Annotated in this window: 23 protein-coding genes and 1 pseudogene; 9 read left to right on the top strand and 15 right to left on the bottom strand. The window is 68.6% G+C overall.

The window, feature by feature from the left end; all coding sequences use genetic code 11:
- Positions 1-76 precede the first annotated feature (76 nt).
- The gene (locus K7G59_RS16255; RefSeq protein WP_225834763.1) at positions 77-925 is read right to left on the bottom strand and encodes a 3-hydroxyacyl-CoA dehydrogenase family protein; all 849 of its coding nucleotides are present in this window, start codon (positions 923-925) and stop codon (positions 77-79) included.
- Positions 926-1,457: 532 nt separating this feature from the next.
- On the opposite strand from K7G59_RS16255, the gene K7G59_RS16260 reads away from it, so the two are divergent.
- The 5 genes from K7G59_RS16260 to K7G59_RS16280 all read left to right on the top strand — a co-directional run bounded on the left by K7G59_RS16260 (position 1,458) and on the right by K7G59_RS16280 (position 4,487).
- Positions 1,458-1,682 (top strand): hypothetical protein, encoded by a 225-nt coding sequence (locus K7G59_RS16260; RefSeq protein ID WP_225834764.1) that lies wholly within the window; start codon positions 1,458-1,460, stop codon positions 1,680-1,682.
- On the top strand, positions 1,679-2,587 hold the full coding sequence (locus K7G59_RS16265; RefSeq protein WP_225834765.1) for an XRE family transcriptional regulator: 909 nt from the start codon (positions 1,679-1,681) through the stop codon (positions 2,585-2,587). Before K7G59_RS16260 ends, K7G59_RS16265 begins: the two co-directional genes overlap by 4 nt.
- A gap of 11 nt (positions 2,588-2,598) precedes the next feature.
- Positions 2,599-3,360 carry a hypothetical protein gene (locus tag K7G59_RS16270; RefSeq protein ID WP_225834766.1) on the top strand — a complete coding sequence of 254 codons (762 nt, stop codon included), beginning with the start codon at positions 2,599-2,601 and terminating at the stop codon, positions 3,358-3,360.
- A 96-nt stretch (positions 3,361-3,456) separates the two neighbouring features.
- On the top strand, positions 3,457-4,299 hold the full coding sequence (locus K7G59_RS16275; protein WP_225834767.1) for a helix-turn-helix transcriptional regulator: 843 nt from the start codon (positions 3,457-3,459) through the stop codon (positions 4,297-4,299).
- On the top strand, positions 4,281-4,487 hold the full coding sequence (locus K7G59_RS16280; RefSeq protein ID WP_225834768.1) for a DUF397 domain-containing protein: 207 nt from the start codon (positions 4,281-4,283) through the stop codon (positions 4,485-4,487). Before K7G59_RS16275 ends, K7G59_RS16280 begins: the two co-directional genes overlap by 19 nt.
- On the opposite strand, the gene K7G59_RS16285 is transcribed toward K7G59_RS16280, so the two are convergent.
- The gene (locus K7G59_RS16285) at positions 4,484-5,125 is read right to left on the bottom strand and encodes a TetR/AcrR family transcriptional regulator (protein WP_225834769.1); all 642 of its coding nucleotides are present in this window, start codon (positions 5,123-5,125) and stop codon (positions 4,484-4,486) included. The genes K7G59_RS16280 and K7G59_RS16285 overlap by 4 nt on opposite strands.
- Before the next feature lie 90 nt (positions 5,126-5,215).
- Between K7G59_RS16285 and K7G59_RS16290 the strand changes: the two genes are divergently transcribed.
- Genes K7G59_RS16290 through K7G59_RS16300 form a run of 3 tightly spaced genes read left to right on the top strand, consistent with a single transcriptional unit; the run spans position 5,216 to position 7,347 of the window.
- Positions 5,216-6,001, top strand: coding sequence for an ABC transporter ATP-binding protein (locus tag K7G59_RS16290; RefSeq protein ID WP_225834770.1), 786 nt, complete (start codon positions 5,216-5,218; stop codon positions 5,999-6,001).
- Between the two features lie 10 nt (positions 6,002-6,011).
- Complete coding sequence (locus tag K7G59_RS16295) at positions 6,012-6,761, top strand: ABC transporter permease (protein ID WP_225834771.1); 750 nt, start codon at positions 6,012-6,014, stop codon at positions 6,759-6,761.
- A 13-nt stretch (positions 6,762-6,774) separates the two neighbouring features.
- A complete protein-coding gene (locus K7G59_RS16300) occupies positions 6,775-7,347 on the top strand; it encodes a cob(I)yrinic acid a,c-diamide adenosyltransferase (RefSeq protein ID WP_225834773.1) in 573 nt (190 codons plus the stop codon).
- Between the two features lie 34 nt (positions 7,348-7,381).
- Here the strand turns inward: K7G59_RS16300 and K7G59_RS16305 are convergent.
- A pseudogene (locus K7G59_RS16305) lies at positions 7,382-7,622 on the bottom strand (type II toxin-antitoxin system RelE/ParE family toxin); the annotation flags it as partial.
- Between the two features lie 387 nt (positions 7,623-8,009).
- Here K7G59_RS16305 and K7G59_RS16310 point away from each other — a divergent pair.
- Complete coding sequence (locus K7G59_RS16310; RefSeq protein ID WP_225834775.1) at positions 8,010-9,833, top strand: glycoside hydrolase family 18 chitinase; 1,824 nt, start codon at positions 8,010-8,012, stop codon at positions 9,831-9,833.
- Between the two features lie 67 nt (positions 9,834-9,900).
- Here the strand turns inward: K7G59_RS16310 and K7G59_RS16315 are convergent, their stop codons facing one another.
- From K7G59_RS16315 to glyA, 12 genes are all read right to left on the bottom strand, one after another.
- The gene (locus tag K7G59_RS16315; RefSeq protein WP_225834777.1) at positions 9,901-10,347 is read right to left on the bottom strand and encodes a DUF2550 domain-containing protein; all 447 of its coding nucleotides are present in this window, start codon (positions 10,345-10,347) and stop codon (positions 9,901-9,903) included.
- A gap of 148 nt (positions 10,348-10,495) precedes the next feature.
- Positions 10,496-10,870: a F0F1 ATP synthase subunit epsilon gene (locus K7G59_RS16320; protein WP_225834779.1), complete on the bottom strand. Its 375-nt coding sequence runs from the start codon at positions 10,868-10,870 to the stop codon at positions 10,496-10,498.
- Between the two features lie 118 nt (positions 10,871-10,988).
- On the bottom strand, positions 10,989-12,425 hold the full coding sequence (gene atpD, locus K7G59_RS16325) for a F0F1 ATP synthase subunit beta (protein ID WP_225834781.1): 1,437 nt from the start codon (positions 12,423-12,425) through the stop codon (positions 10,989-10,991).
- Positions 12,425-13,342: a F0F1 ATP synthase subunit gamma gene (locus tag K7G59_RS16330; protein ID WP_225834784.1), complete on the bottom strand. Its 918-nt coding sequence runs from the start codon at positions 13,340-13,342 to the stop codon at positions 12,425-12,427. The genes atpD and K7G59_RS16330 overlap by 1 nt, the downstream gene beginning before the upstream one ends.
- Positions 13,343-13,363: 21 nt before the next feature.
- Positions 13,364-14,956: a F0F1 ATP synthase subunit alpha gene (atpA, locus tag K7G59_RS16335; protein ID WP_225834786.1), complete on the bottom strand. Its 1,593-nt coding sequence runs from the start codon at positions 14,954-14,956 to the stop codon at positions 13,364-13,366.
- A 144-nt stretch (positions 14,957-15,100) separates the two neighbouring features.
- Positions 15,101-15,916, bottom strand: coding sequence for a F0F1 ATP synthase subunit delta (locus K7G59_RS16340; RefSeq protein WP_225834788.1), 816 nt, complete (start codon positions 15,914-15,916; stop codon positions 15,101-15,103).
- Positions 15,913-16,461, bottom strand: a complete 549-nt coding sequence (locus tag K7G59_RS16345; RefSeq protein WP_225834789.1) for a F0F1 ATP synthase subunit B — start codon at positions 16,459-16,461, stop codon at positions 15,913-15,915. The genes K7G59_RS16340 and K7G59_RS16345 overlap by 4 nt, the downstream gene beginning before the upstream one ends.
- A gap of 39 nt (positions 16,462-16,500) precedes the next feature.
- A complete protein-coding gene (locus tag K7G59_RS16350) occupies positions 16,501-16,743 on the bottom strand; it encodes a F0F1 ATP synthase subunit C (protein ID WP_225834790.1) in 243 nt (80 codons plus the stop codon).
- Between the two features lie 79 nt (positions 16,744-16,822).
- Complete coding sequence (atpB, locus tag K7G59_RS16355; RefSeq protein ID WP_225835104.1) at positions 16,823-17,593, bottom strand: F0F1 ATP synthase subunit A; 771 nt, start codon at positions 17,591-17,593, stop codon at positions 16,823-16,825.
- A 273-nt stretch (positions 17,594-17,866) separates the two neighbouring features.
- Positions 17,867-18,304, bottom strand: a complete 438-nt coding sequence (locus tag K7G59_RS16360; protein WP_225834791.1) for a hypothetical protein — start codon at positions 18,302-18,304, stop codon at positions 17,867-17,869.
- Between the two features lie 302 nt (positions 18,305-18,606).
- Positions 18,607-19,911: an MraY family glycosyltransferase gene (locus tag K7G59_RS16365; RefSeq protein WP_225834792.1), complete on the bottom strand. Its 1,305-nt coding sequence runs from the start codon at positions 19,909-19,911 to the stop codon at positions 18,607-18,609.
- Between the two features lie 104 nt (positions 19,912-20,015).
- Entirely contained in the window at positions 20,016-21,254 is a 1,239-nt protein-coding gene (gene glyA, locus K7G59_RS16370; RefSeq protein ID WP_225834793.1) for a serine hydroxymethyltransferase, read from the bottom strand.
- Positions 21,255-21,296: the final 42 nt, after the last annotated feature.

Here is a 21,296-nt window from a genome sequence, read left to right on the forward strand (position 1 = left end):
AGTCCGTGCCGGTCGATGCCGGTCGATGCCAGTCCGTACCGGTCGGTACCTGGACTGTGCTGTCGGTACGTGCGGATCAGTACTTGTAGAAGCCCTGCCCGCTCTTGCGGCCGATGTCACCCGCGTCCACCATCCGGCGCATCAGCTCCGGCGGGGCGAACTTCTCGTCCTGCGACTCGGTGTAGATGTTGCTGGTGGCGTGCAGCAGGATGTCGACCCCGGTGAGGTCCGCCGTGGCCAGCGGGCCCATGGCGTGACCGAAGCCCAGCTTGCAGGCGAGGTCGATGTCCTCGGCGGTCGCGACGCCGGACTCGTAGAGCTTGGTCGCCTCGACGACGAGTGCCGAGATGAGGCGGGTCGTGACGAACCCGGCCACGTCCCGGTTGACGACGATGCAGGTCTTTCCGACGGACTCGGCGAACTCCCGCGCGGTGGCGAGGGTTTCGTCGCTGGTCTTGTAGCCGCGGACGAGTTCGACCAGCTGCATCATCGGAACCGGTGAGAAGAAGTGCACACCGACGACCCGCTCCGGGTGCTCGGTGACCGCCGCGATCTTGGTGATCGGGATGGCGGAGGTGTTGGAGGCGAGCACGGTGTCCTCGCGCACGATCTTGTCGAGCGTGCGGAAGATCTCGTGCTTGACCTCGAGCTTCTCGAAGACGGCCTCGACGACGATGTCGGCGTCGGCGGCGGCGTCCAGGTCGGTGGTCGCGGTGATGCGGCCGAGGGCTGCTTCGGCGTCGTGCGCCTCCAGCTTGCCCTTGCTCACGAACTTGTCGTACGAGGCCTTGATGCCGTCGGTGCCACGCTTGAGTGCCTCGTCGGTGACGTCGCGCAACACGACGTCCCAGCCCGCCTGCGCGGCGACCTGGGCAATTCCGGACCCCATGAGACCGGCCCCGATGACGGCGAGTTTCCGTGCCACTCCGACTCCCTATGAACGCGGTGACGTCTGCCTCTCGGCCGGACCATAGCGCTCCGGAGCGGCTGTGTGACCGGTAAGTAACGCGCGTCACGTCTCAATTGACGGACATCACACCGGCAGCAGCATCAGGTGTCCAAGGGGGCGTTTCCCGCCCGTCGTTCGGCCCGTGATGTCCGGGTCCGTCCGCGCGGCCCCCTCTTGGGTGTCGCTTCAGCACAGGGGGCCGCACGGTTTTGGGTGCGGCGTCGAGTGGCGCCTCGGATCCCATGATGGCGGCGTCCATGGCATGGCGCGCCAAGACGTGGCCTTTCCCCCTCAAAGGGCTGAATCATCGCCGTTCATCCACCGTGTCAGGGGTGGCGGGGGCTAGCGGAGCCCTGGCCCCTGGGAGGCCATTGTTCCGTACACCCATGATCACGTGGCGTGGTGGACGGTGACGGGGCCATGCTGGCTCTCCCTCCTGATGGCGCTTCAGCACCGCCTGTCGGAGGCCCAGTTGGAGTGAGACCCCCGCTCACAGAAACGAAGTGCGATGTCGAGTAAGAAGGTGGTGACCGTCACCGTGCTGGTGGCGGTCCTCACATGGAGCACGGTGATGACCGTGCTGGGACAGGTCGCGGCCGTGGTCACCCTGCTCCCGTCCCTGGGCCTGCTCGTGCAGCAGATCACCCAGGCCCTGACCGGGCACGACGGCGCCCGCGCGCCCGCCGGCCCGGTCCCCGCGCCCGCCGATGCCGGGGAGGAGCCGCCCCGATGACCTGTCCTCCTGGCGACGACCAGCCTCCCCCGCCGGAGGGCGACCACCAGCCGCCCCAGCCGGAGAACAGCGGCAGGCGGGGCCGTAAGCCGCTCGGAATCTCCGAGGCGGCGGGCCCCTCGCACCGGGCCTGGCTGGAGCCGGTCCGCAGCCATGTCTTCTCCAGCGGTCTGACCCTGAACGACCTCGTCGACCGCTCCGGCTACTCCAAGGCCCGCATCAGCGAACTCCTCCGGGGCAACGGCTACTACCCGGCCTGGGAGATCACGTTCAGCGTGATACGGGCGCTGGGCCTGCCCGTCCGGCCGATGCGCCGCCTGTGGACGGCCGCGGCACGCGAGGCGCACAAGAAACCCGAGTGGATCCGCAACTGCATCCAGCAGGTCGCCAGCGAACCGGAGATCCCGCCCCTGGCCCACCGGGCCTTCACCGAGAAGATGCACGCCCCCTACACCGCCTATGCGCGCGCCTTCCTGCTGACCGACAACCGTGTCCGCTGGGCGGTGGGAGAGACCTTCGACCTGCTGTGGCTGTCCTGGAACACGGTCGCCAGCAGCGCGAACCTCCGACGCAACGCCTGGCTTCTGCTCCGTTCCCGCGTACTGGCCCGCGCCGCCTACCGTGACGGCCACCCCGACCTGCGCGCCGCCGTCTTCTCCACCGAGGAGGTCAGCGACAGCGTGCCGGGGCACCTCGTCGTGCTGACCGAGATGGTGGACCTCTTCGACGCCATCACCCGGCTCCCGCAGGACCACATGGACGTCATCGTGCTGGGCCACCTGTGCGGCCTGGACCTGGAGGAAACGATCCCCTACGTCACCGGTCTGAGCCCGGCCATCGCGCACGCCATCGACCACCATGCCCGTGCCGCCCTCGAAGACCTCCTCGACAGCCCCCGGGAGTGAATCCGTACGCCATGACTGCCATAGACGCTCTCCTCGCCCGCGCCCGTCTGCACGACAGCCCCGGTGTTCCCGCCGACACCGTCCCGTACGAAGACGGCGCCTACCCCGACCCCACGTACGACGACACCACCCTCACCGACCCCGCGCACGCCGACGCCGTCGCGGTCCGCCAGCTGCGTGCCCTGTGCGACGCCGTCCTCACCGCGCTCGCCCCCGGCACCCTCCAGTTCCTCACCGACCAACTCCCCGAACCGGAAGGGGCCTGGCTGCTGGGGTGCGCCCTCCACGTGGCCGGCATCGACGAGGGAGCCCGCTTCTGGTGGCAGTACGCCGCCGGCGCGGGACACTCCCCCGCCGCCTACTGCCTCTCCCTGCACCACAGTGCCCGCGGCGAGGCCCACGCGGCTTCCTTCTGGCACGACCAGGCGTGCCTCGACACCGCGGCAGACCACGACACGATCCCCGTCATCGGCATCAGCCCGCCCGTGCACTGCACGTTCGACGCGTCCGTTCCCACCGTGCTGCGCATCCTCAGCCGCCTCACCGCTCCGGGCGGGCGCCCGCGCGCCCAGCGTGCCGACGCCATCACCAACTACGTGGCCCGTACCGTCACCAGCGGCTACGCCGAGCACCCAGGCGTCGAGATACCCGTACCCGAACCCCGCTTCGCCGACCGCATCAGCTTCCTGCTGACCTTCACCCCGCCCTGGACGAGGCGCCGCGCAAGCGCCTTCAACCCGGCCCTGCCCAGCCGTTCGGACGCGCCACGGTGACCGGGCCCCGCAGGGCCCCTTTCCCCGTTGCCCTGCGCGGCCCCCACCCCGCTGATTACCCTTCGTGTTCCAGTAACTACGCACGGAGGGTCCGCGATGCCGGCACGAAGGGTGATCACGGGACGCAGCCAGGAGCCCCGCCGACGCTATGCGGAGGAACTCCGCCTGCTGCGCACCTCCAGAGGCCTGAGCCTGCGGGCACTGGCCGACGCGGTGGGCTGGGATCCGTCACTCTTCAAGAAGCTGGAGAGCGGCGAGACCCTGGGCGGCCCGGAGGTCGCGGAGGCGCTGGACCAGTACTACGGCACGCCGGGGCTGCTGCTGGCGATGTGGGAGATGGCGGTCGGGGATCCGACGCAGTTCAAGGAGCAGTACCGGCGGTACATGGCCCTGGAGGCTGAGGCGGTGAACCTCTGGCACTTCGGGGTAAGCACCGTGCACGGTTTGCTGCAGACGGATGGTTACGCCTACGAATTGCTCGCCCTGGGCGGCGTCAAGGGCAAGGAACTGGAGCAACAGGTCGAGGCACGCACCAGTCGGCGGCAGTTGCTGGAGGGGGCGGACGCACCGCCGTTCCGCAGCATCCTGGCCGAGGCGGCCCTGTGTGCTCGCCTGCGGGACTTGGGGGCGTGGCGGGAACAGCTGGAGTACCTGCTGGAAGCCGCGGAGCGCCCCAACATTACGCTCCAGGTGCTGCCGCAGTCCGCCTGCCTGCACGGTCTCGTGAGCACCGACGTCATGTTCCTGCGATTGGCGGGCGCCAGCACGGTCGCGTACGCCGAGAATGCCTATCGCGGCGAACTCATCAAGGAAAACGCTTCAGTTGAGCGACTGCAACGTGCCTACGATGCAATGCGCGACCAGGCGCTGAGCCCTGCCGAGTCGCGGAAGTTCATCCTGCGGATGCTGGAGGAAGTGCCGTGCGAACCATCGACCTGAGCAACGTGACGTGGCGCAAGAGCAGCTACAGCAACCCCGACGGCGGCGCCTGCCTCGAAGTCTCCGACACGGCCCCCTCCGCCGTCCCCGTCCGGGACAGCAAGACCCCGCACGGTCCCGCCCTCGTCTTCGCGGCCATGCCGTGGGCGTCGTTCGTCACGGCCGTGAAGGGCGGAGCGTTCCGCTAATTCCGTCCGCGTACCGCGTAGCCGAGGACCTTCTCGCTGAGCAGGTCCTCGATGTCGTCGATGAGGACCAGTATCTCCCGTGACACTTCGGCCGGTTCGCGGCCGGCGAGCATTTCGCGTCCGATGGTGACGAAGACCGTCTGGTGGATCCAGCAGATCTGACCGGCGATCAGCCCCGGCAGCGCCTCGCCGTCGGCCGCGCCCGTCTCCTCGCGCAGGACAGCCTCCAGGCTGTCGTGGATCTCCTGCTGCAGGCTCCACAGGCGCGAGCGCAGCGGCGGGGCTTCGTCGATGACGCGCATGAACCGGTCGTAGCCCTCCATCAGGCCCAACCGAGGGGAGACGGCCTCGACCTCCTCGCGCAGTTCACGCAGGACGGCCCGGGCCGCGGACTCGCCCGTGTCCCGGCCGCGCACCCAGCGGGCGAGCCGGTCGGTCACTCCCGCGGAGCGGTCGAAGAAGAGGTCCTCCTTGGCCGGAAAGTAGTTGTAGACCGTGTTGACGGAGACGTCGGCCGCCTCGGCGACGTCCGCCATGGTCACCGCCATGAAGCCGCGCTCCAGGAACAGTCCCGTGGCGATGTCCGAGATCCGCTGCCTGGTCTCGCGCTTCTTCCGCTCCCTGAGCCCCTCTGCCATGGCGTCATCGTAGGCCGCCGGCCAAATAACTGGAGCCCATGAATTTTTGGGGACGTTGCAAAATTTAAGAGGCTCTGTTTTTCTTGGGGCATGGCAGCAGTCATCAGCGCGGCCGGGCTGGCGCGCACCTTCCAGACCAGACAGGGCCCGGTCGAGGCCGTACGCTGCGTCGACCTCACCGTTCAGGAGGGCGAGATACTCGGCTTCCTCGGACCCAACGGCGCCGGCAAGACCACCACCCTGCGGATGCTCACCACTCTGCTGGCGCCCACCGGCGGCGCGGCCACCGTCGCCGGGCACGACCTGGCGACCGACCCGGTGGGCGTGCGCAGGGTGTGCGGCTACGTCGCCCAGTCCGGCGGCGTCGATCCGCAGATCAGCGTGCGGGAGGAGCTGGTCACCCAGGGCCGGATGTACCGCCTGCCGAAGGCGCGGGCCGCCGAGCGCGCGGCCGAACTCGCCCGCGAACTGGACCTCACCGACCTGCTCGGCCGCAGGACCGGCGCGCTCTCCGGCGGTCAGCGGCGACGCCTGGACATCGCGATGGCGCTCACCCACCGCCCGAAAGTGCTGTTCCTGGACGAGCCGACGACCGGTCTGGACCCCGGCAGCCGCGCCGACCTGTGGAGGCTCATCCGCCGGCTGCGCGACGAGTACGGCACGACGGTCTTCCTCACCACCCACTACCTGGACGAGGCGGACGCCCTCGCCGACCGCCTGGTCGTCGTGGACCGGGGAACGGTCGCGGCCGAGGGCACCCCCGGTGCGCTCAAGCTCCGCTACGGCGGCTCGCTCGACGCCACGCTCCAGGACACCTTCCTCGCCATCACCGGCCGTGCCCCCGCCCCGGCCGACCACACCCCCGTCGCCGTATAGGACCACCGCGATGCTTCTGCACGACACGGCCCTCGTCTACGGCCGGTACCTCCGCCAGTCCCTGCGCTCGCGCTTCGCCCTGCTCTTCGGCGTCCTCACACCCTTGCTGCACCTCCTCTTCTTCGGCCCGCTGCTCACCGATCTGCCGTTGGGCGGGCAGGGCAGCTCCTGGCAGGTGCTCGTGCCGGGCCTGCTGCTCCAACTCGGCCTGTTCGGCGCTCTGTTCGCGGGCTTCACGGTGATCATCGAGAAGGGGCAGGGGGTGGTGGAGCGGATGCGCGTGACCCCGGTCAGCCGACTCGCGCTCCTCCTCGGCCGGGTGCTGCGGGACGCCACGGTGTTCGTCTTCCAGGCGGTGCTGCTGGTGCTGGCCGCGCTGGTCATGGGCCTGCGTGCGCCCCTGCCCGGCGTCCTCATCGGCTTCGGGTTCGTCGCGCTGCTCACGCTGTCGCTGGCCTCGCTGTCCTACGCGCTCGGGATGAAGGCCCGCACCCCGCAGGAGTTCGGCCCGACGATCAACATGTTGTCGATGCCGTCGATGCTGCTGTCCGGCCTGATGCTCCCGATGTCCCTGGCGCCCGCCTGGCTGGACGTGCTCTCGCACTTCGTGCCGTTCCGCTACCTGGTGGATGCGGTGCGCGACGCGTACGTCGGCCGGTACACGAGCACGCACATGCTGTACGGCGTCCTCGTCGCCGTCGGCTTCACGATCGTGTCGGTGACGCTGGGCACACGCGTGTTCAGGACGGCCGCGGCGTAACTACGCTGGCCGCATGGTCAATCTGACACGCATCTACACCAGGACCGGCGACAAGGGCACCACCAACCTCGGTGACATGAGCCGGGTCGCCAAGACCGACCTCCGGATCTCCGCGTACGCGGACGCCAACGAGGCCAACGCGGTGATCGGCACCGCGATCGCGCTGGGCGGTCTGCACGAGGAGGTCGTCAAGGTCCTCACCCGCGTCCAGAACGACCTGTTCGACGTGGGTGCGGACCTGTCGACGCCGGTGGTGGAGAGCCCCGAATTCCCGCCGCTGCGGGTCGAGCAGTTCTACATCGACAAGCTGGAGGCGGACTGCGACCGCTTCAACGAACAGCTGGAGAAGCTGCGCTCCTTCATCCTGCCCGGCGGTACCGCGGGCGCGGCCCTGCTCCACCAGGCCTGCACGGTCGTACGACGGGCCGAGCGCTCCACGTGGTCGGCCCTGGAGGTGCACGGCGAGACCATGAACCCGCTCACCGCGACCTACCTCAACCGCCTCTCCGACCTGCTCTTCATCCTGGCGCGGGTCGCGAACAAGGATGTCGGTGACGTGCTGTGGGTGCCGGGCGGGGAGCGTTAGCGACCTTCACCGGCGCCGGCGGATGCCCCTGCGGTCCGATCTCGACCGCGAGGACGACGAGCTTGCCGTCGTCGGTCAGACAGGCGATCCGGTACGTACCGACGCGAAGCCGGTACAGGCCGTCATGGCCGGACAGTTTCCTCACGTCGGCGTCATCGCTGTAGGGGTCGTCGTCCCAGGCGGCTGAGCGCGTGCAGGACGCCGAGCGCGGTCGCCCGGTCGACGGTCCGGAGCCGGCGGCGCGCCGCGGCGGTGAACTCGAGGGCGTACTTCACGCAGCACCCGCCGAGGACGCGTCCGCCGGCGGCCCGAAGAGGTCCGCCAGTACGTCCGCCGGCGGGACACGCGACGCGTCGCCCTCCTCCTGAAGGGTTCGCAGCGCCGTGCGTGCGAGCACCTCGTCGCCTTGTCCGCCTGTATCCCGACGCAACCGCCCCGCCACCTGAGATCCACGCGTGAAGACGCACGTGAACCGGCCCCCGGACAGGCCGGAACCGCTCAGCCGAGTCCAAAGCGACCCCGCGGCAGGGGAATTGGGCATCCAGCGGCCCACGGTGCAAGTGGTCCAGACCTATTGACCCCTGGTCCAGACCTTTCTATCCTCGCGGCACCGTGGGCGTGACAGTCATGCCCCTGACATCCCCTACCGAGGGAGGCGCAGCATGCGCTTCAGACACCGAGCCGCGGCAGGGTTCGCGACCCTGTTGCTCCCCCTGGCCGGCCTGGTCGGTCTCGCCGGCCCCGCCCAGGCCGCGACGAACGCGACCGCCACCTACACGAAGACCAGCGACTGGGGAACCGGCTTCGGCGGTCAGTGGACCATCAAGAACACCGGCACCACCAGCATCAGCTCCTGGACCGTCGAGTGGGACTTCCCCTCCGGTACATCCGTCACCTCCGCCTGGGACGCGGACGTCACCAACTCCGGCACCCACTGGACCGCCAAGAACAAGTCCTACAACGGCTCCATCGCGCCCGGCGCCTCCGTCTCCTTCGGCTTCAACGGTGCCGGATCGGGATCGCCGAGCAACTGCAAGCTCAACGACGACAGTTGTGACGGTACGACCGTCCCGGGCGACGCGGCCCCCTCCGCGCCCGGCACGCCGACCGCCTCCGACGTCACCGACACCTCGGCGAAGCTCAGCTGGAGCGCGGCCACCGACGACAAGGGCGTCAAGAACTACGACGTGCTGCGCGACGGCAAGGTCGTCTCCACGGTGACCACGACGTCGTACACGGACACCGGCCTGAGTGCCGGCACCGACTACTCCTACACCGTGCAGGCCCGGGACACCGCCGACCAGACCGGCCCGGTCAGCGGCGCGGTCGCCGTCCACACCACCGGTGGCACCACCACTCCCCCGCCCACCGGCGGCACCAAGGTCAAGCTCGGTTACTTCACCGAGTGGGGCATCTACGGCCGTAACTACAACGTCAAGAACCTGGTGACCTCCGGCTCCGCGTCGAAGATCACGCACATCAACTACGCCTTCGGGAACGTGACGGGCGGCCAGTGCGCGATCGGTGACTCCTACGCCGACTACGACAAGGCGTTCACCGCCGACCAGTCGGTCAGCGGCGTGGCCGACACCTGGGACCAGCCGCTGCGCGGCAACTTCAACCAGCTGCGCGAGCTGAAGGCCAAGTACCCGAACATCAAGGTGCTGTGGTCCTTCGGCGGCTGGACCTGGTCCGGCGGCTTCGGGCAGGCCGCGCAGAACCCGGCCGCCTTCGCGCAGTCCTGCTACAACCTGGTCAAGGACCCGCGCTGGGCCGATGTCTTCGACGGCATCGACATCGACTGGGAGTACCCGAACGCCTGCGGGCTGTCCTGCGACACCAGCGGGGCGGCGGCCTTCAAGAACGTGATGGCCGCGCTGCGCGCCAAGTTCGGCTCCTCCGCGCTGGTCACCGCGGCCGTCACGGCCGACGGCTCCTCCGGCGGCAAGATCGAGGCCGCGGACTACGCGGGCGCCGCGAGTTACGTCGACTGGTACAACGTGATGTCGTACGACTTCTTCGGTGCCTGGGACGCCAAGGGCCCGACCGCCCCGCACTCCCCGCTCACCTCGTACTCCGGCATCCCGAAGGCGGGCTACACCACCGCCGACGCGATGGCCGCGTACAAGGCGATCGGCGTCCCCGCGAACAAGCTGCTCATCGGCATCGGCTTCTACGGCCGCGGCTGGACCGGCGTCACCCAGGACGCCCCCGGCGGCACGGCCACGGGCCCAGCGGCCGGCACGTACGAGCAGGGCATCGAGGACTACAAGGTGCTCAAGACGTCCTGCCCGGTCACCGGCACCGTCGCGGGCACGGCGTACGCGCACTGCGGCAGCAACTGGTGGTCGTACGACACCCCCGCCACCATCGCCGGGAAGATGAGCTGGGCCAAGGCCCAGGGGCTGGGCGGCGCGTTCTTCTGGGAGTTCAGCGGTGACACCAGCGACGGCGAGCTGGTGAGCGCCATCAACAGCAACCTGTAGAAGCACCAAGCGAGATCGGCGCTCCCCCAGACTTCGTCCGGGGGACTCCCCCAGCGAGTGAGTGTGGCTACGCCACATTCACTCGCTGTCCGGGCGGGGCTGCCTCCAGCCAGGCGAGGAAACCGGTCAGCGCGTCTTCGCTCATGGCGAGTTCGAGGCGGGTGTCCCGATGGCTGCAGGCGAGGATCACCGCGTCGGAGAGCAGCGCCAGCTCCTCCTCACCCTCCGGCAGACGGCGGCCGGACACCTCGATCTGGGCCCGCTCCAGGACCCGGCGGGGCCGAAAGGCGTACGAGAAGACCCGGTACCACTCGATGCGGTCGCCGTTGTAGCGGGCGACGCCGTAGCTCCAGCCCTTGCCGCTGCTGTCCGGTTTCTCGGCCACGTCCCAGCGCAGGGAGCAGTCGAAGGTCCCGCCGGAGCGCTGGATCAGCCTGCGGCGCAGACCGAACAGGAACAGCCCCACCACCACGAGCGCGACCACGATCCCGCACACAGTCAGAGCGAGGACCATCGACACCGACCTCCTCGTCTCCTGGGTAGTAGCGCTGCAATTGAGTAATGAAACGGAAAAAACACCCGTATCTGCCTCAGCCGCGACCGGCACCGGATTGCTCCGGGCCGGCCGCGGCTGAGTGACGTCAACGCGCCGCGCGCTGGGATCAGCGCGCCGCCGCCGCACGCAGGCGGACGTCCGCGCGGCGCTCGGCAGAGGCGTCAGCCTCGGCCTTCGCGCGCTCGAGCGCCCGCTCCGCACGCTGGACATCGATCTCGTCCGACAGCTCGGCGATCTCGGCCAGCAGCGACAGCTTGTTGTCCGCGAACGAGATGAAACCGCCGTGCACCGCGGCGACGACCGTTCCACCGTCGTTCGTCCGGATGGTCACCGGGCCCGACTCCAGCACACCGAGCAGCGGCTGGTGACCGGGCATGACGCCGATGTCGCCGGACGTGGTGCGCGCGACGACCAGGGTGGCCTCGCCGGACCAGACCTGGCGGTCGGCGGCGACCAGCTCGACGTGCAGCTCAGCAGCCAAGGGTGGCTCCTCGGGTCACCACCCGGCGGGAGTGCCGGGTGTTGGTTACAAGTCTAGTGGGCGTGGAAGAGGGGGCGGGACGTACCCGCCCCCTCACGACTCAGGCAGATGCCTGGAGTCAGGAGACGCCCAGCTCCTTCGCGTTCTTCTTCAGGTCGTCGAGACCACCGCACATGAAGAACGCCTGCTCCGGGAAGTGGTCGTACTCGCCGTCGATGATCGCGTTGAACGCCGCGATCGACTCGTCCAGCGGCACGTCCGAACCGTCCACGCCGGTGAACTGCTTGGCGACGTGGGTGTTCTGGGACAGGAAGCGCTCCACGCGACGGGCACGGTGGACAACGAGCTTGTCCTCCTCGCCCAGCTCGTCGATACCGAGGATCGCGATGATGTCCTGGAGGTCCTTGTACTTCTGCAGGACCGTCTTCACGCGCATGGCCGCGTTGTAGTGGTCCGCCGAGATGTAGCGCGGGTCCAGGATCCGGGACGTGGAGTCCAGCGGGTCCACGGCCGGGTAGATGCCCTTCTCGGAGATCGGACGGGACAGAACCGTCGTCGCGTCGAGGTGGGCGAAGGTGGTGGCCGGGGCCGGGTCGGTCAGGTCGTCGGCGGGGACGTAGATCGCCTGCATCGAGGTGATCGAGTGACCGCGGGTCGAGGTGATGCGCTCCTGGAGGAGACCCATCTCGTCGGCCAGGTTCGGCTGGTAACCCACCGCGGACGGCATGCGGCCGAGCAGCGTGGAGACCTCGGAACCGGCCTGCGTGAAGCGGAAGATGTTGTCGATGAAGAACAGCACGTCCTGCTTCTGGACGTCACGGAAGTACTCGGCCATGGTGAGGCCGGCCAGCGCGACGCGCAGACGGGTGCCCGGGGGCTCGTCCATCTGACCGAAGACGAGCGCGGTCTTGTCGATGACGCCCGAGTCCGACATCTCCTCGATGAGGTCGTTGCCCTCACGGGTGCGCTCACCGACGCCGGCGAACACGGAGACACCGTCGTGGTTGTTGGCGACGCGGTAGATCATCTCCTGGATGAGCACCGTCTTGCCGACGCCGGCGCCGCCGAACAGACCGATCTTGCCGCCCTTGACGTACGGGGTCAGCAGGTCGATGACCTTGACGCCGGTCTCGAACATCTCGGTCTTCGACTCGAGCTCGTCGAAGTTCGGGGCCTTGCGGTGGATGGACCAGCGCTCGCCCGTGTACTGCTCGTCGACGTTCAGCACCTCACCGAGGGTGTTGAACACCTTACCCTTGGTGAAGTCGCCGACCGGGACGGTGATGCCGTCGCCGGTGTCGACGACCGGGGCCTGGCGGACCAGACCGTCGGTCGGCTGCATGGAGATGGTGCGGACCAGGCCGTCACCCAGGTGCTGGGCGACCTCCAGGGTCAGCGTCTTCTTCTCACCGGCGTTCGCCGGGTCGGACACCTCGACGTGCAGGGCGTTGTAGATGTCCGGCATCGCGTCGACGGGGAACTCCACGTCGACGACCGGGCCGATGACCCGGGCGACGCGGCCCGTAGCCGTCGCGGTCTCAACAGTGGTGGTCATTATCGGTCACTCCCCGCGGTCGCGTCGGCCAGGGCGCTCGCGCCACCGACGATCTCGCTGATTTCCTGGGTGATTTCGGCCTGGCGGGCCGCGTTGGCAAGACGGGAGAGCGTGTTGATCAGCTCGCCCGCGTTGTCGGTGGCCGACTTCATCGCGCGCCGCGTGGCAGCGTGCTTCGAAGCGGCCGACTGGAGCAGCGCGTTGTAGATGCGGCTCTCCACGTAGCGCGGCAGCAGGGCGTCGAGGACGTCCTCCGCCGAGGGCTCGAAGTCGTACAGCGGGAGGATCTCGCCCTTGGGGGCGGCCTCCTCGGCGACCTCTTCGAGGCGCAGCGGCAGCAGTCGGGCGTCGAGCGCCGTCTGCGTCATCATCGAGACGAACTCGGTGAAGACGATGTGGAGCTCGTCCACGCCGCCGTCGGCCGTGTCCTTCTCGATGGCCTCGATCAGAGGCGCCGCCACCTTCTTGGCGTCCGCGTACGTCGGCTCGTCCGTGAAGCCCGACCACGACTCCGAGATCTTGCGCTCACGGAAGTTGTAGTGGGCGACACCGCGCCGACCGACGATGTACGTGTCGACCTGCTTGCCCTCGCGCTCCAGGCGCTCGGTCAGCTGCTCCGCCGCCTTGATGGCGTTGGAGTTGAAGGCGCCGGCCAGACCGCGGTCGCTCGTGAGGAGCAGAACCGCGGCACGGGCCGGGTTCTCCGCCTCCGTGGTGAGCGGGTGCTTGGTGTTCGAACCCGTACCGACCGCCGTGACCGCGCGCGTCAGCTCGGTCGCGTACGGCGTGGAGGCCGCCACCTTGCGCTGCGCCTTGACGACGCGCGAGGCGGCGATCATCTCCATCGCCTTGGTGATCTTCTTGGTCGCGCTGACGGATCGGATGCGACGCTTGTAGACCCGGAGCTGGGCTCCCATGAGTCAGGTCCCTTCCTTACGTCACTTGGCGGCAGCGGCAGGAGTGTCCTCGCCGAGCAGCTTGCCGTCCGAGGTCTCGAACTGCTTCTTGAACGCGGCCACGGCGTCGTCGATCGCCTGGATCGTGTCGTTCGACATCTTGGCGCCCTCGCGGATGGAGGTGAGCAGACCCGACTCCTGGCGGTGCAGGTAGTCCAGCAGCTCGCGCTCGAAGCGGCGGATGTCGGCGACCGGGACGTCGTCCATACGGCCGTTGGTGCCGGCCCAGACGGAGACGACCTGGTCCTCGGTGGCCATCGGCTGGTACTGGTCCTGCTTCAGCAGCTCGACCATGCGCTGACCGCGCTCCAGCTGGGCCTTGGAGGCCGCGTCCAGGTCGGAACCGAAGGCGGCGAACGCCTCCAGCTCACGGAACTGGGCGAGGTCGACACGCAGACGACCGGAGACCTGGCGCATCGCCTTGTGCTGCGCGGAACCACCGACTCGGGAGACGGAGATACCGACGTTCAGCGCGGGACGCTGACCGGCGTTGAACAGGTCCGACTCCAGGAAGCACTGGCCGTCGGTGATGGAGATGACGTTGGTCGGGATGAACGCCGAGACGTCGTTGGCCTTGGTCTCGACGATCGGCAGACCGGTCATCGAACCGGCGCCCATGTCGTCGGAGAGCTTGGCGCAGCGCTCCAGCAGGCGGGAGTGCAGGTAGAAGACGTCACCCGGGTAGGCCTCACGGCCCGGCGGGCGGCGCAGCAGCAGCGACACGGCGCGGTAGGCGTCGGCCTGCTTCGAGAGGTCGTCGAAGATGATCAGGACGTGCTTGCCCTGGTACATCCAGTGCTGACCGATGGCCGAACCGGTGTACGGCGCCAGGTACTTGAAGCCGGCCGGGTCGGACGCCGGGGCGGCGACGATGGTCGTGTACTCCAGGGCGCCGTTCTCCTCCAGCGCGCGGCGCACGCCGGCGATGGTGGAGCCCTTCTGGCCGATGGCGACGTAGATGCAGCGGACCTGCTTCTTCGGGTCGCCGGTGCGCCAGTTGTCGCGCTGGTTGATGATCGTGTCGACGGCCAGGGCGGTCTTGCCGGTCTGGCGGTCACCGATGATCAGCTGACGCTGACCACGGCCGATCGGGGTCATCGCGTCGACGGCCTTGTAGCCCGTCTCCATCGGCTCGTGCACCGACTTGCGCTGCATGACCGTGGGGGCCTGCAGCTCGAGGGCACGCCGGCTGTCGGTCTCGATCTCGCCGAGGCCGTCGATCGGGTTGCCGAGCGGGTCGACGACGCGGCCGAGGTAGCCCTCGCCGACCGCGACGGAGAGGACCTCACCGGTGCGCGTGACCGGCTGACCCTCTTCGATGCCGCTGAACTCACCGAGGACGATGGCACCGATCTCGCGCTCTTCCAGGTTGAGCGCGAGGCCGAGGGTGCCGTCCTCGAACTTCAGCAGTTCGTTGGCCATGGCCGAGGGCAGGCCCTCGACCTTCGCGATGCCGTCGCCGGCAAGGGTGACCGTACCGACCTCCTCGCGCGAGGCCGCGTCCGGCTTGTACGACTGGACGAAGTTCTCCAGCGCGTCCCGGATCTCCTCCGGCCGGATCGTGAGCTCCGCCATCTGGGTTCCCTGCTCTCCTTGTTGGGCCCGAAGTTTCACTTTGGGGGTCTGGGGGCGACCCCCAGGAATCCTCTGCACGGCCCAACCAGGGCCGTAAGTACGTACTGCTTTTCTCGAACGCTTGTCTCGACGTATCGAGTGCTGCTAGCTCGCCATGCGGCGGGCCGCGTCCTCCAGCCGGTCCGCGATGGAACCGTTGATGACCTCGTCACCGACCTGCACCCGGATCCCGCCGACGACCTCGGGGTCGACGTCGAGGTTGAGGTGCATCCGGCGGCCGTAGAGCTTGGTCAGGGCGGCGCCGAGGCGCTGCCTCTGCCCGTCGCTCAGCGGCACCGCCGAGGTGACGACGGCGACCATGCGGTCCCGGCGGTCGGCGGCGAGCTTGGACAGGGACTCCAGTCCCGCTTCCAGGCTACGTCCACGCGGCGCGGTCACGAGGCGCGTCACCAGACGCTCGGTGGCCGGCTTGGCCCGCCCGCCGAGCAGCCGGTGCAGCAGCTCGGTCTTGGCCGGGGCGCCGGCGGCGCGGTCGGTCAGCGCGGCGCGCAGGTCGGTGCTGGAGGAGACGATCCGGCCGAACCGGAACAGCTCGTCCTCCACGTCGTCCAGCGTGCCCGACTTCTCCGCGGCGGTGAGGTCGGCGACGTTCGCCAGCTCCTCCAGCGCGTCGACCAGGTCGCGGGGCTGCGACCAGCGAGCGCGGGCCATCCCGGACAGCAGGTCGGCGGTGGTACCACTGACCTGGCCGCCGATCAGGCGCTGAACCAGCGTCGCCTTGGCCTCCCCGGGCTGCGCCGGGTCGGTGAGGACCCGACGCAGGCCGGCCTCGCGGTCGAGCAGCGCGGTGACGGCCGCCAGCTCGTCGGCGAGCTGTACGGCGTCCACGGACGTGGAGTCCGTCAGCGCGTCGAGACGCTCACGTGCGGCTGCCAGGGCCTCGCGGCTCGCTCCGTTCATCGCGTGGCCTCGGCCTTCTCCTCAAGCTCGTCGAGGAAGCGGTCGATCACACGGCTCTGGCGGGCGTGGTCCTCGAGGGACTCGCCGACGAGCTTGCCGGCCAGCTCCGTGGCGAGCGTGCCGACGTCCTGCCGGAGCGACTGCGCGGCGGCCTTGCGGTCGGCCTCGATCTGCGTGTGACCGGCGGCGACGATCTCCTCGCGCTGCCGCTGGCCCTCGGCGCGCATCTCGGCGATGAGCGCGGCACCCTGCTCCTGCGCCTCCTGGCGCAGACGCGCGGCCTCGTGCCGGGCTTCGGCGAGCTGGGCCTTGTACTGCTCAAGGACGCTCTGGGCCTCGACCTTCATGGCGTCGGCCTCTTCGATGCCGCCTTCGATCGCCGCTCGACGCTCCTCCAGAACCTTGTTGATGTTCGGAAGCAGCTTCTTCCAGAAGAAGAAGAACACGATGGCGAAGGCGATGGTGCCGACGAGCAGCTCGGGACCGGCCGGAACGAGCGGATTCTGCTCTTCCTCGGCCGCCAGCTGTACCAGGTTGGCGATCACATCAGTGCCTTTCGTCGATTCGTGTCGGGTAAGGGGTGATTACTTACCGAACACGAACGGCATAACGATGCCGATGAGGGCGAGCGCCTCACAGAAGGCGAAGCCCAGGATCTGGTTGGCGCGGATCAGACCAGCGGCCTCGGGCTGACGGGCCAGGGCCTGGGTGCCGTTGCCGAAGATGATGCCGACGCCGACGCCGGGGCCGATCGCGGCGAGGCCGTAACCGATGGAACCGAGGGAGCCGTGGACACCGTCGGCGGCGAGGGTCTGGAGAGCGGACATGCCGGATCTTCCTTCTCTTTCATGGACCGGTGGGGGTTGGCCACCGGACGTCTGGAGGTTTAGGGGCGGGTGGTACGGCTCAGTGGTGCTCGGCGAGAGCGCCCTGAATGTAGGAGCAGGCGAGGAGCACGAAGACGTACGCCTGGACGGCCTGCACGAAAAGCTCGAAGAGGATCATGACGATGGTCATGACGAACGACACACCGGCGGCCGGGATCATCCAGCTGTTCATCAGGTACCAGGAGGCGACGGTGAACATCACCAGCATCAGGTGACCGGCGAACATGTTGGCGAACAGTCGCACCGCGTGGGTGAAGGGCCGCACGAACAGGTTCGAGAGGAACTCGATCAGCATGACCAGCGGCAGCACCGCGCCGAGCGACTTGTCGTAGCCCGTGACGTTCTTGAAGAAGCCCACGAAACCGTGGCGCTTGAAGGTCAGACCGACCCACAGGATCCACACGACCGCGGCGAGGACCATCGGGAAGGCGATGACCGAGGAGACCGGGAACTGGGCCAGCGGGATCACGGACCAGATGTTCATGATCCAGACGAAGAAGAAGAGGGAGACCATGAACGGCACCCACTTCTCGCCCTCGCGCTTGCCGAGGGTCTCGTACACGATGCCGCGGCGCACGAAGTCGTAGCCGGCCTCGCCGATCATCTGGAGCTTGCCCGGGACGACCTTGGCCTTGCCGAAGGCGGTCCAGAAGAACGCGACGACGAGCAGAGAGGTGATGAGCGCGAGCAGCATCACCTTGTTGAACTCGAACCCGCCGACGGTGGCCATCGGCTTGAACAGGAACGAGTGCAGGCCCGGAGCCGGGAAGCCACACCCGTTGTCGGACATGATCCGACAACTCCAGTCAAAGGCGAGCTGGGTCTGGTCAGCACTCACCGCGGGCTCCTTCGGCGTGACGCATGGGTTCGGCAACCTCGTTGTGTCGGCGCGGCACACGGCCGCGGATCGGCACCGGACTGGTGTTACGGATGGGGGGGCGGCTGGAGGGCATCGAGCCTCGCGATAGAGCAGGCGTCAGCTCAGATGCCCGCGCCCGCGATGCCGCAGTTGGCACCGGACGATAGCAGGAGATCTCACAAGCCTTTATCCCGCCCCTACCCCTCACGACGACGGCCCTGTCTTCTCGGGCTTGTCACTCTTCGCGGAGTCCGGGTCGATGTAGAAGATCTTGGCCTTCATGTGCGCACGAGCCTGCGCGGCCATCCACACGACGGTCGCGACGACGAGCGACACGGCGAACGTCTTCGCGTTGAAGAGTGAGGTGTCCTTGAAAACAGCGACGAAGATCAGGAGGAGCAGCAGCTGTGCGACATAGAGCATCAGCCCCATCATCTGGAACAGCTGCGGGAGCGTTTTTGCCGTCCACTGGAGCACGTACAGGCCGATTCCCATGAACAGGATGGCCAGCAGCGTGCCGACGACCGCGCCGAGCGCGCCCTTGCCCCCCGCGATCGCGGCGCTCACGGCGACGACGATCACGCCGGCAACCGCTGTGGGCACAGCGATCTGCGCAAGGTTCCGGACGTCATTGGACGGCATGGCGGCAACTCCGCTTTCACAGGGGGGCAGGTGTCGTCATGGACGAGCGTAGTCCCGGGCCGAGTGATCGAGACCTCACGCCGAGGGACCCTCGCACTTGGGTCCTTCGGCTCTCTCCGGGGTTCTCGTGAACCGTATCACAAACTATTTGATGAGGTCTTTACCTGGTACGTGTGCTTGCTGTCACACATGAGACTGACCCTGCGCGTCTGTGCAAAAACCGGGGTTGTTTGTCTGGTATTGGGAAGTTCGCTCCCCCACGAGATGGCAATGCTCTAGTCAGATTCTTACCTTGGCGGGTCTTAGCGCCGGTCAAGAAAACGCGAACGAGCGCCGATCGCGGTCGCCCCGTTGACGCGCGCCGCGCCCGCGGCGACAGGGGCCCGCTCCTCGCTGTTCCCCGGTTCCGCCTGCTGCACGAGGGCCCCGGCGGCGCGCCGGCGCCTGCGGTAGCGCGGGGGCACGAAGCGCTGTGCCCACATCGGAGCGCGCGGGGTGAAGCGCGGCAGCAGGAGCAGCACCAGGCCCACCGCGCTGAAGAACACCACCCCGAGAACGATCCACATGGACGCCGAGTTGACCGAGTAGGCAAGGGCGCCGAACGCGATCAGGGCCGACCAGAAGTACATGATCAGTACGGCCCGGCTGTGCGAGTGCCCGATCTCCAGCAGACGGTGGTGCAGATGACCGCGGTCCGCGGCGAACGGCGACTGGCCGCGCCAGGTCCGGCGGGCGATCGCGAGGACCAGGTCCGCCGCGGGGACGGCGATGATCGTGAGCGGCAGCAGCAGCGGGATGTACACCGGCACCGTCTGGTGCACCGCCGCCTTCTCCGAACCCGTGAACAGGGCGAGGGCGTCCGGGTCGACCTGGCCCGTGATGGAGATCGCACCCGCGGCCAGCACCAGACCGATCAGCATCGAGCCCGAGTCGCCCATGAAGATCCGCGCCGGGTGCATGTTGTGCGGCAGGAAGCCCAGGCACATGCCCATCAGGATCGCCGCGAACAGCGTCGCCGGGGCCGCGGCCTCGATGCCGTACGAGTACCAGATCCGGTACGAGTACAGGAAGAACGCCGTCGCCGCGATGCCGACCATGCCCGCCGCGAGGCCGTCCAGGCCGTCCACGAAATTGACCGCGTTGATCGTGATGACGACCAGGGCCACGGTGAGCAGCGTGCCCTGCCACTGAGTGAGCGCCACATTGCCGACGCCCGGAATCGGTAGCCACAGGATCGTCAGACCCTGCATGACCATCACACCGGCGGCGATCATCTGACCGCCCAGCTTGATCAGCGCGTCGATCTCGAACTTGTCGTCCAGGACGCCGATCAGCCAGATCAGGGCCGCTCCGGAGAGCAGCGCCCGCGGCTCGTTGGACTTCGCGAAGACCTCGTTGAGGTTGGTGAGATGGTCCGCCACCAGCAGGCCCGCGCACAGGCCGAAGAACATGGCGATCCCGCCGAGGCGCGGAGTGGGTTCCCGGTGCACGTCACGCGCCCGGATCTCCGGCATGGCCCCGGCCACGATCGCGAACTTCCGTACCGGCCCTGTCAGCAGATACGTCACCGCGGCCGTGATGCAGAGCGTCAGCAGGTATTCACGCACGGGCTTCCCCACAGGTCTCGCTGGCCATCACAGCCCCACACCCTAGCGAGGGACGCATACGGATGAGGACTTCCGGGTAGCGAGGATGGTTGCACACGATGCTGTCAGCCGGGATACGGCGGAAACCGACCGGTCAGCTCGCGCACCTCCTCGCGCGTCCCGGCGGAGTCCGTCTCCGCGCGCAGCACGCGCGCCATCAGCGCTCCGATCTGCTCCATCTCCGGCTCCCCCATGCCCTGTGTGGTCACCGCGGCCGTGCCCAGCCGCAGCCCGCGGCTGTCTCCGTGCGGCAGCGCACAGCAGTCCATGACCAGCCCGGCGGCAGCGAGCCGGCCGCGCGCGGTACGGCCGTCCACGCCGAGCGGGGTGGGGTCGGCGGTGATCAGATGGGTGTCCGTGCCGCCGGTGGTGACGGCGAGCCCCTCCGCGGCCAGCCGGGCCGCGAGGACCCTCGCATTGGCGACCACCTGATGCGCGTACGCGGCGAACGCCGGCGTCGCCGCCTCGCCGAACGCGACGGCCTTGGCGGCGATGGTGTGCATCTGGGCACCGCCCTGGGTGAACGGGAACACGGCCCGGTCGACGCGCCCGGCCAGCTCCGCGCCGCACAGCACCATTCCGCCGCGCGGGCCGCGCAGCACCTTGTGGGTGGTGGCGCACACGATGTCGGCGTACGGCACCGGGTTGGGTGCCGCGCCCCCGGCGACGAGGCCGATGGGGTGCGCCGCGTCCGCGATCAGATACGCCCCGACCTCGTCGGCGACCTCCCGGAAGAAGGCGTAGTCCATGTGCCGTGGATAGGCGATCGAGCCGCACACGATCGCCTTCGGCCGGTGCGCACGGGCCAGGGTGCGCACCTGGTCGTGGTCGATGAGCCCGGTCTCCGCGTCCACGCCGTACCCGACGAAGTCGAACCAGCGCCCGGAGAAGTTCGCGGGCGAACCGTGCGTGAGATGACCGCCGTAGGCCAGGCCGAGGGCGAGCACGGTGTCGCCGGGGCGCAGCAGGGCCGCGTACGCGGCCAGCACGGCCGACGATCCCGAATGCGGCTGCACATTGGCGTGTTCGGCGCCGAACAGCGCCGTGGCGCGGTCGATCGCGAGCCGCTCGGCGACGTCCACGATCTCGCAGCCTCCGTGGTGCCGGGCGCCCGGATAGCCCTCCGCGTACTTGTTGGCGAGCGGCGAGCCGAGCGCGGTCAGCACCGCCGGGGAGGTGAAGTTCTCGGCGGCGATCAGCTGGAGCGTCGTCGACTGCCGGCTCAGCTCGCCGAGCAGGATCTCGGCCAGCTGCGGGTCCTGCCGTCGCAGGACATCGGTCTCGTGGGCAGTGGTGACCGACATGACGGACTCCGGGCGATCGACGGTGACGTATCCCCCAATGTA

Origin of the sequence: Streptomyces sp. NK08204 (assembly GCF_020400585.1) — a bacterium.
Classification (GTDB): domain Bacteria; phylum Actinomycetota; class Actinomycetes; order Streptomycetales; family Streptomycetaceae; genus Streptomyces.

Bases quoted from the DNA above. Each gene is read 5' to 3' on its own strand.
- K7G59_RS16275 (WP_225834767.1), top strand. From the start codon at position 3,457: ATGCCGGCACGAAGGGTGATCACGGGACGCAGCCAGGAGCCCCGCCGA.
- K7G59_RS16350 (WP_225834790.1), bottom strand. From the start codon at position 16,743: ATGTCCGCTCTCCAGACCCTCGCCGCCGACGGTGTCCACGGCTCCCTC.
- K7G59_RS16260 (WP_225834764.1), top strand. From the start codon at position 1,458: ATGTCGAGTAAGAAGGTGGTGACCGTCACCGTGCTGGTGGCGGTCCTC.
- K7G59_RS16315 (WP_225834777.1), bottom strand. From the start codon at position 10,347: ATGGTCCTCGCTCTGACTGTGTGCGGGATCGTGGTCGCGCTCGTGGTG.
- K7G59_RS16360 (WP_225834791.1), bottom strand. From the start codon at position 18,304: ATGCCGTCCAATGACGTCCGGAACCTTGCGCAGATCGCTGTGCCCACA.
- glyA (WP_225834793.1), bottom strand. From the start codon at position 21,254: ATGTCGGTCACCACTGCCCACGAGACCGATGTCCTGCGACGGCAGGAC.
- K7G59_RS16295 (WP_225834771.1), top strand. From the start codon at position 6,012: ATGCTTCTGCACGACACGGCCCTCGTCTACGGCCGGTACCTCCGCCAG.
- atpB (WP_225835104.1), bottom strand. From the start codon at position 17,593: ATGTCCGACAACGGGTGTGGCTTCCCGGCTCCGGGCCTGCACTCGTTC.
- K7G59_RS16270 (WP_225834766.1), top strand. From the start codon at position 2,599: ATGACTGCCATAGACGCTCTCCTCGCCCGCGCCCGTCTGCACGACAGC.
- K7G59_RS16310 (WP_225834775.1), top strand. From the start codon at position 8,010: ATGCGCTTCAGACACCGAGCCGCGGCAGGGTTCGCGACCCTGTTGCTC.
- K7G59_RS16330 (WP_225834784.1), bottom strand. From the start codon at position 13,342: ATGGGAGCCCAGCTCCGGGTCTACAAGCGTCGCATCCGATCCGTCAGC.
- K7G59_RS16285 (WP_225834769.1), bottom strand. From the start codon at position 5,125: ATGGCAGAGGGGCTCAGGGAGCGGAAGAAGCGCGAGACCAGGCAGCGG.
- K7G59_RS16265 (WP_225834765.1), top strand. From the start codon at position 1,679: ATGACCTGTCCTCCTGGCGACGACCAGCCTCCCCCGCCGGAGGGCGAC.
- atpA (WP_225834786.1), bottom strand. From the start codon at position 14,956: ATGGCGGAGCTCACGATCCGGCCGGAGGAGATCCGGGACGCGCTGGAG.
- atpD (WP_225834781.1), bottom strand. From the start codon at position 12,425: ATGACCACCACTGTTGAGACCGCGACGGCTACGGGCCGCGTCGCCCGG.
- K7G59_RS16300 (WP_225834773.1), top strand. From the start codon at position 6,775: ATGGTCAATCTGACACGCATCTACACCAGGACCGGCGACAAGGGCACC.
- K7G59_RS16290 (WP_225834770.1), top strand. From the start codon at position 5,216: ATGGCAGCAGTCATCAGCGCGGCCGGGCTGGCGCGCACCTTCCAGACC.
- K7G59_RS16340 (WP_225834788.1), bottom strand. From the start codon at position 15,916: ATGAACGGAGCGAGCCGCGAGGCCCTGGCAGCCGCACGTGAGCGTCTC.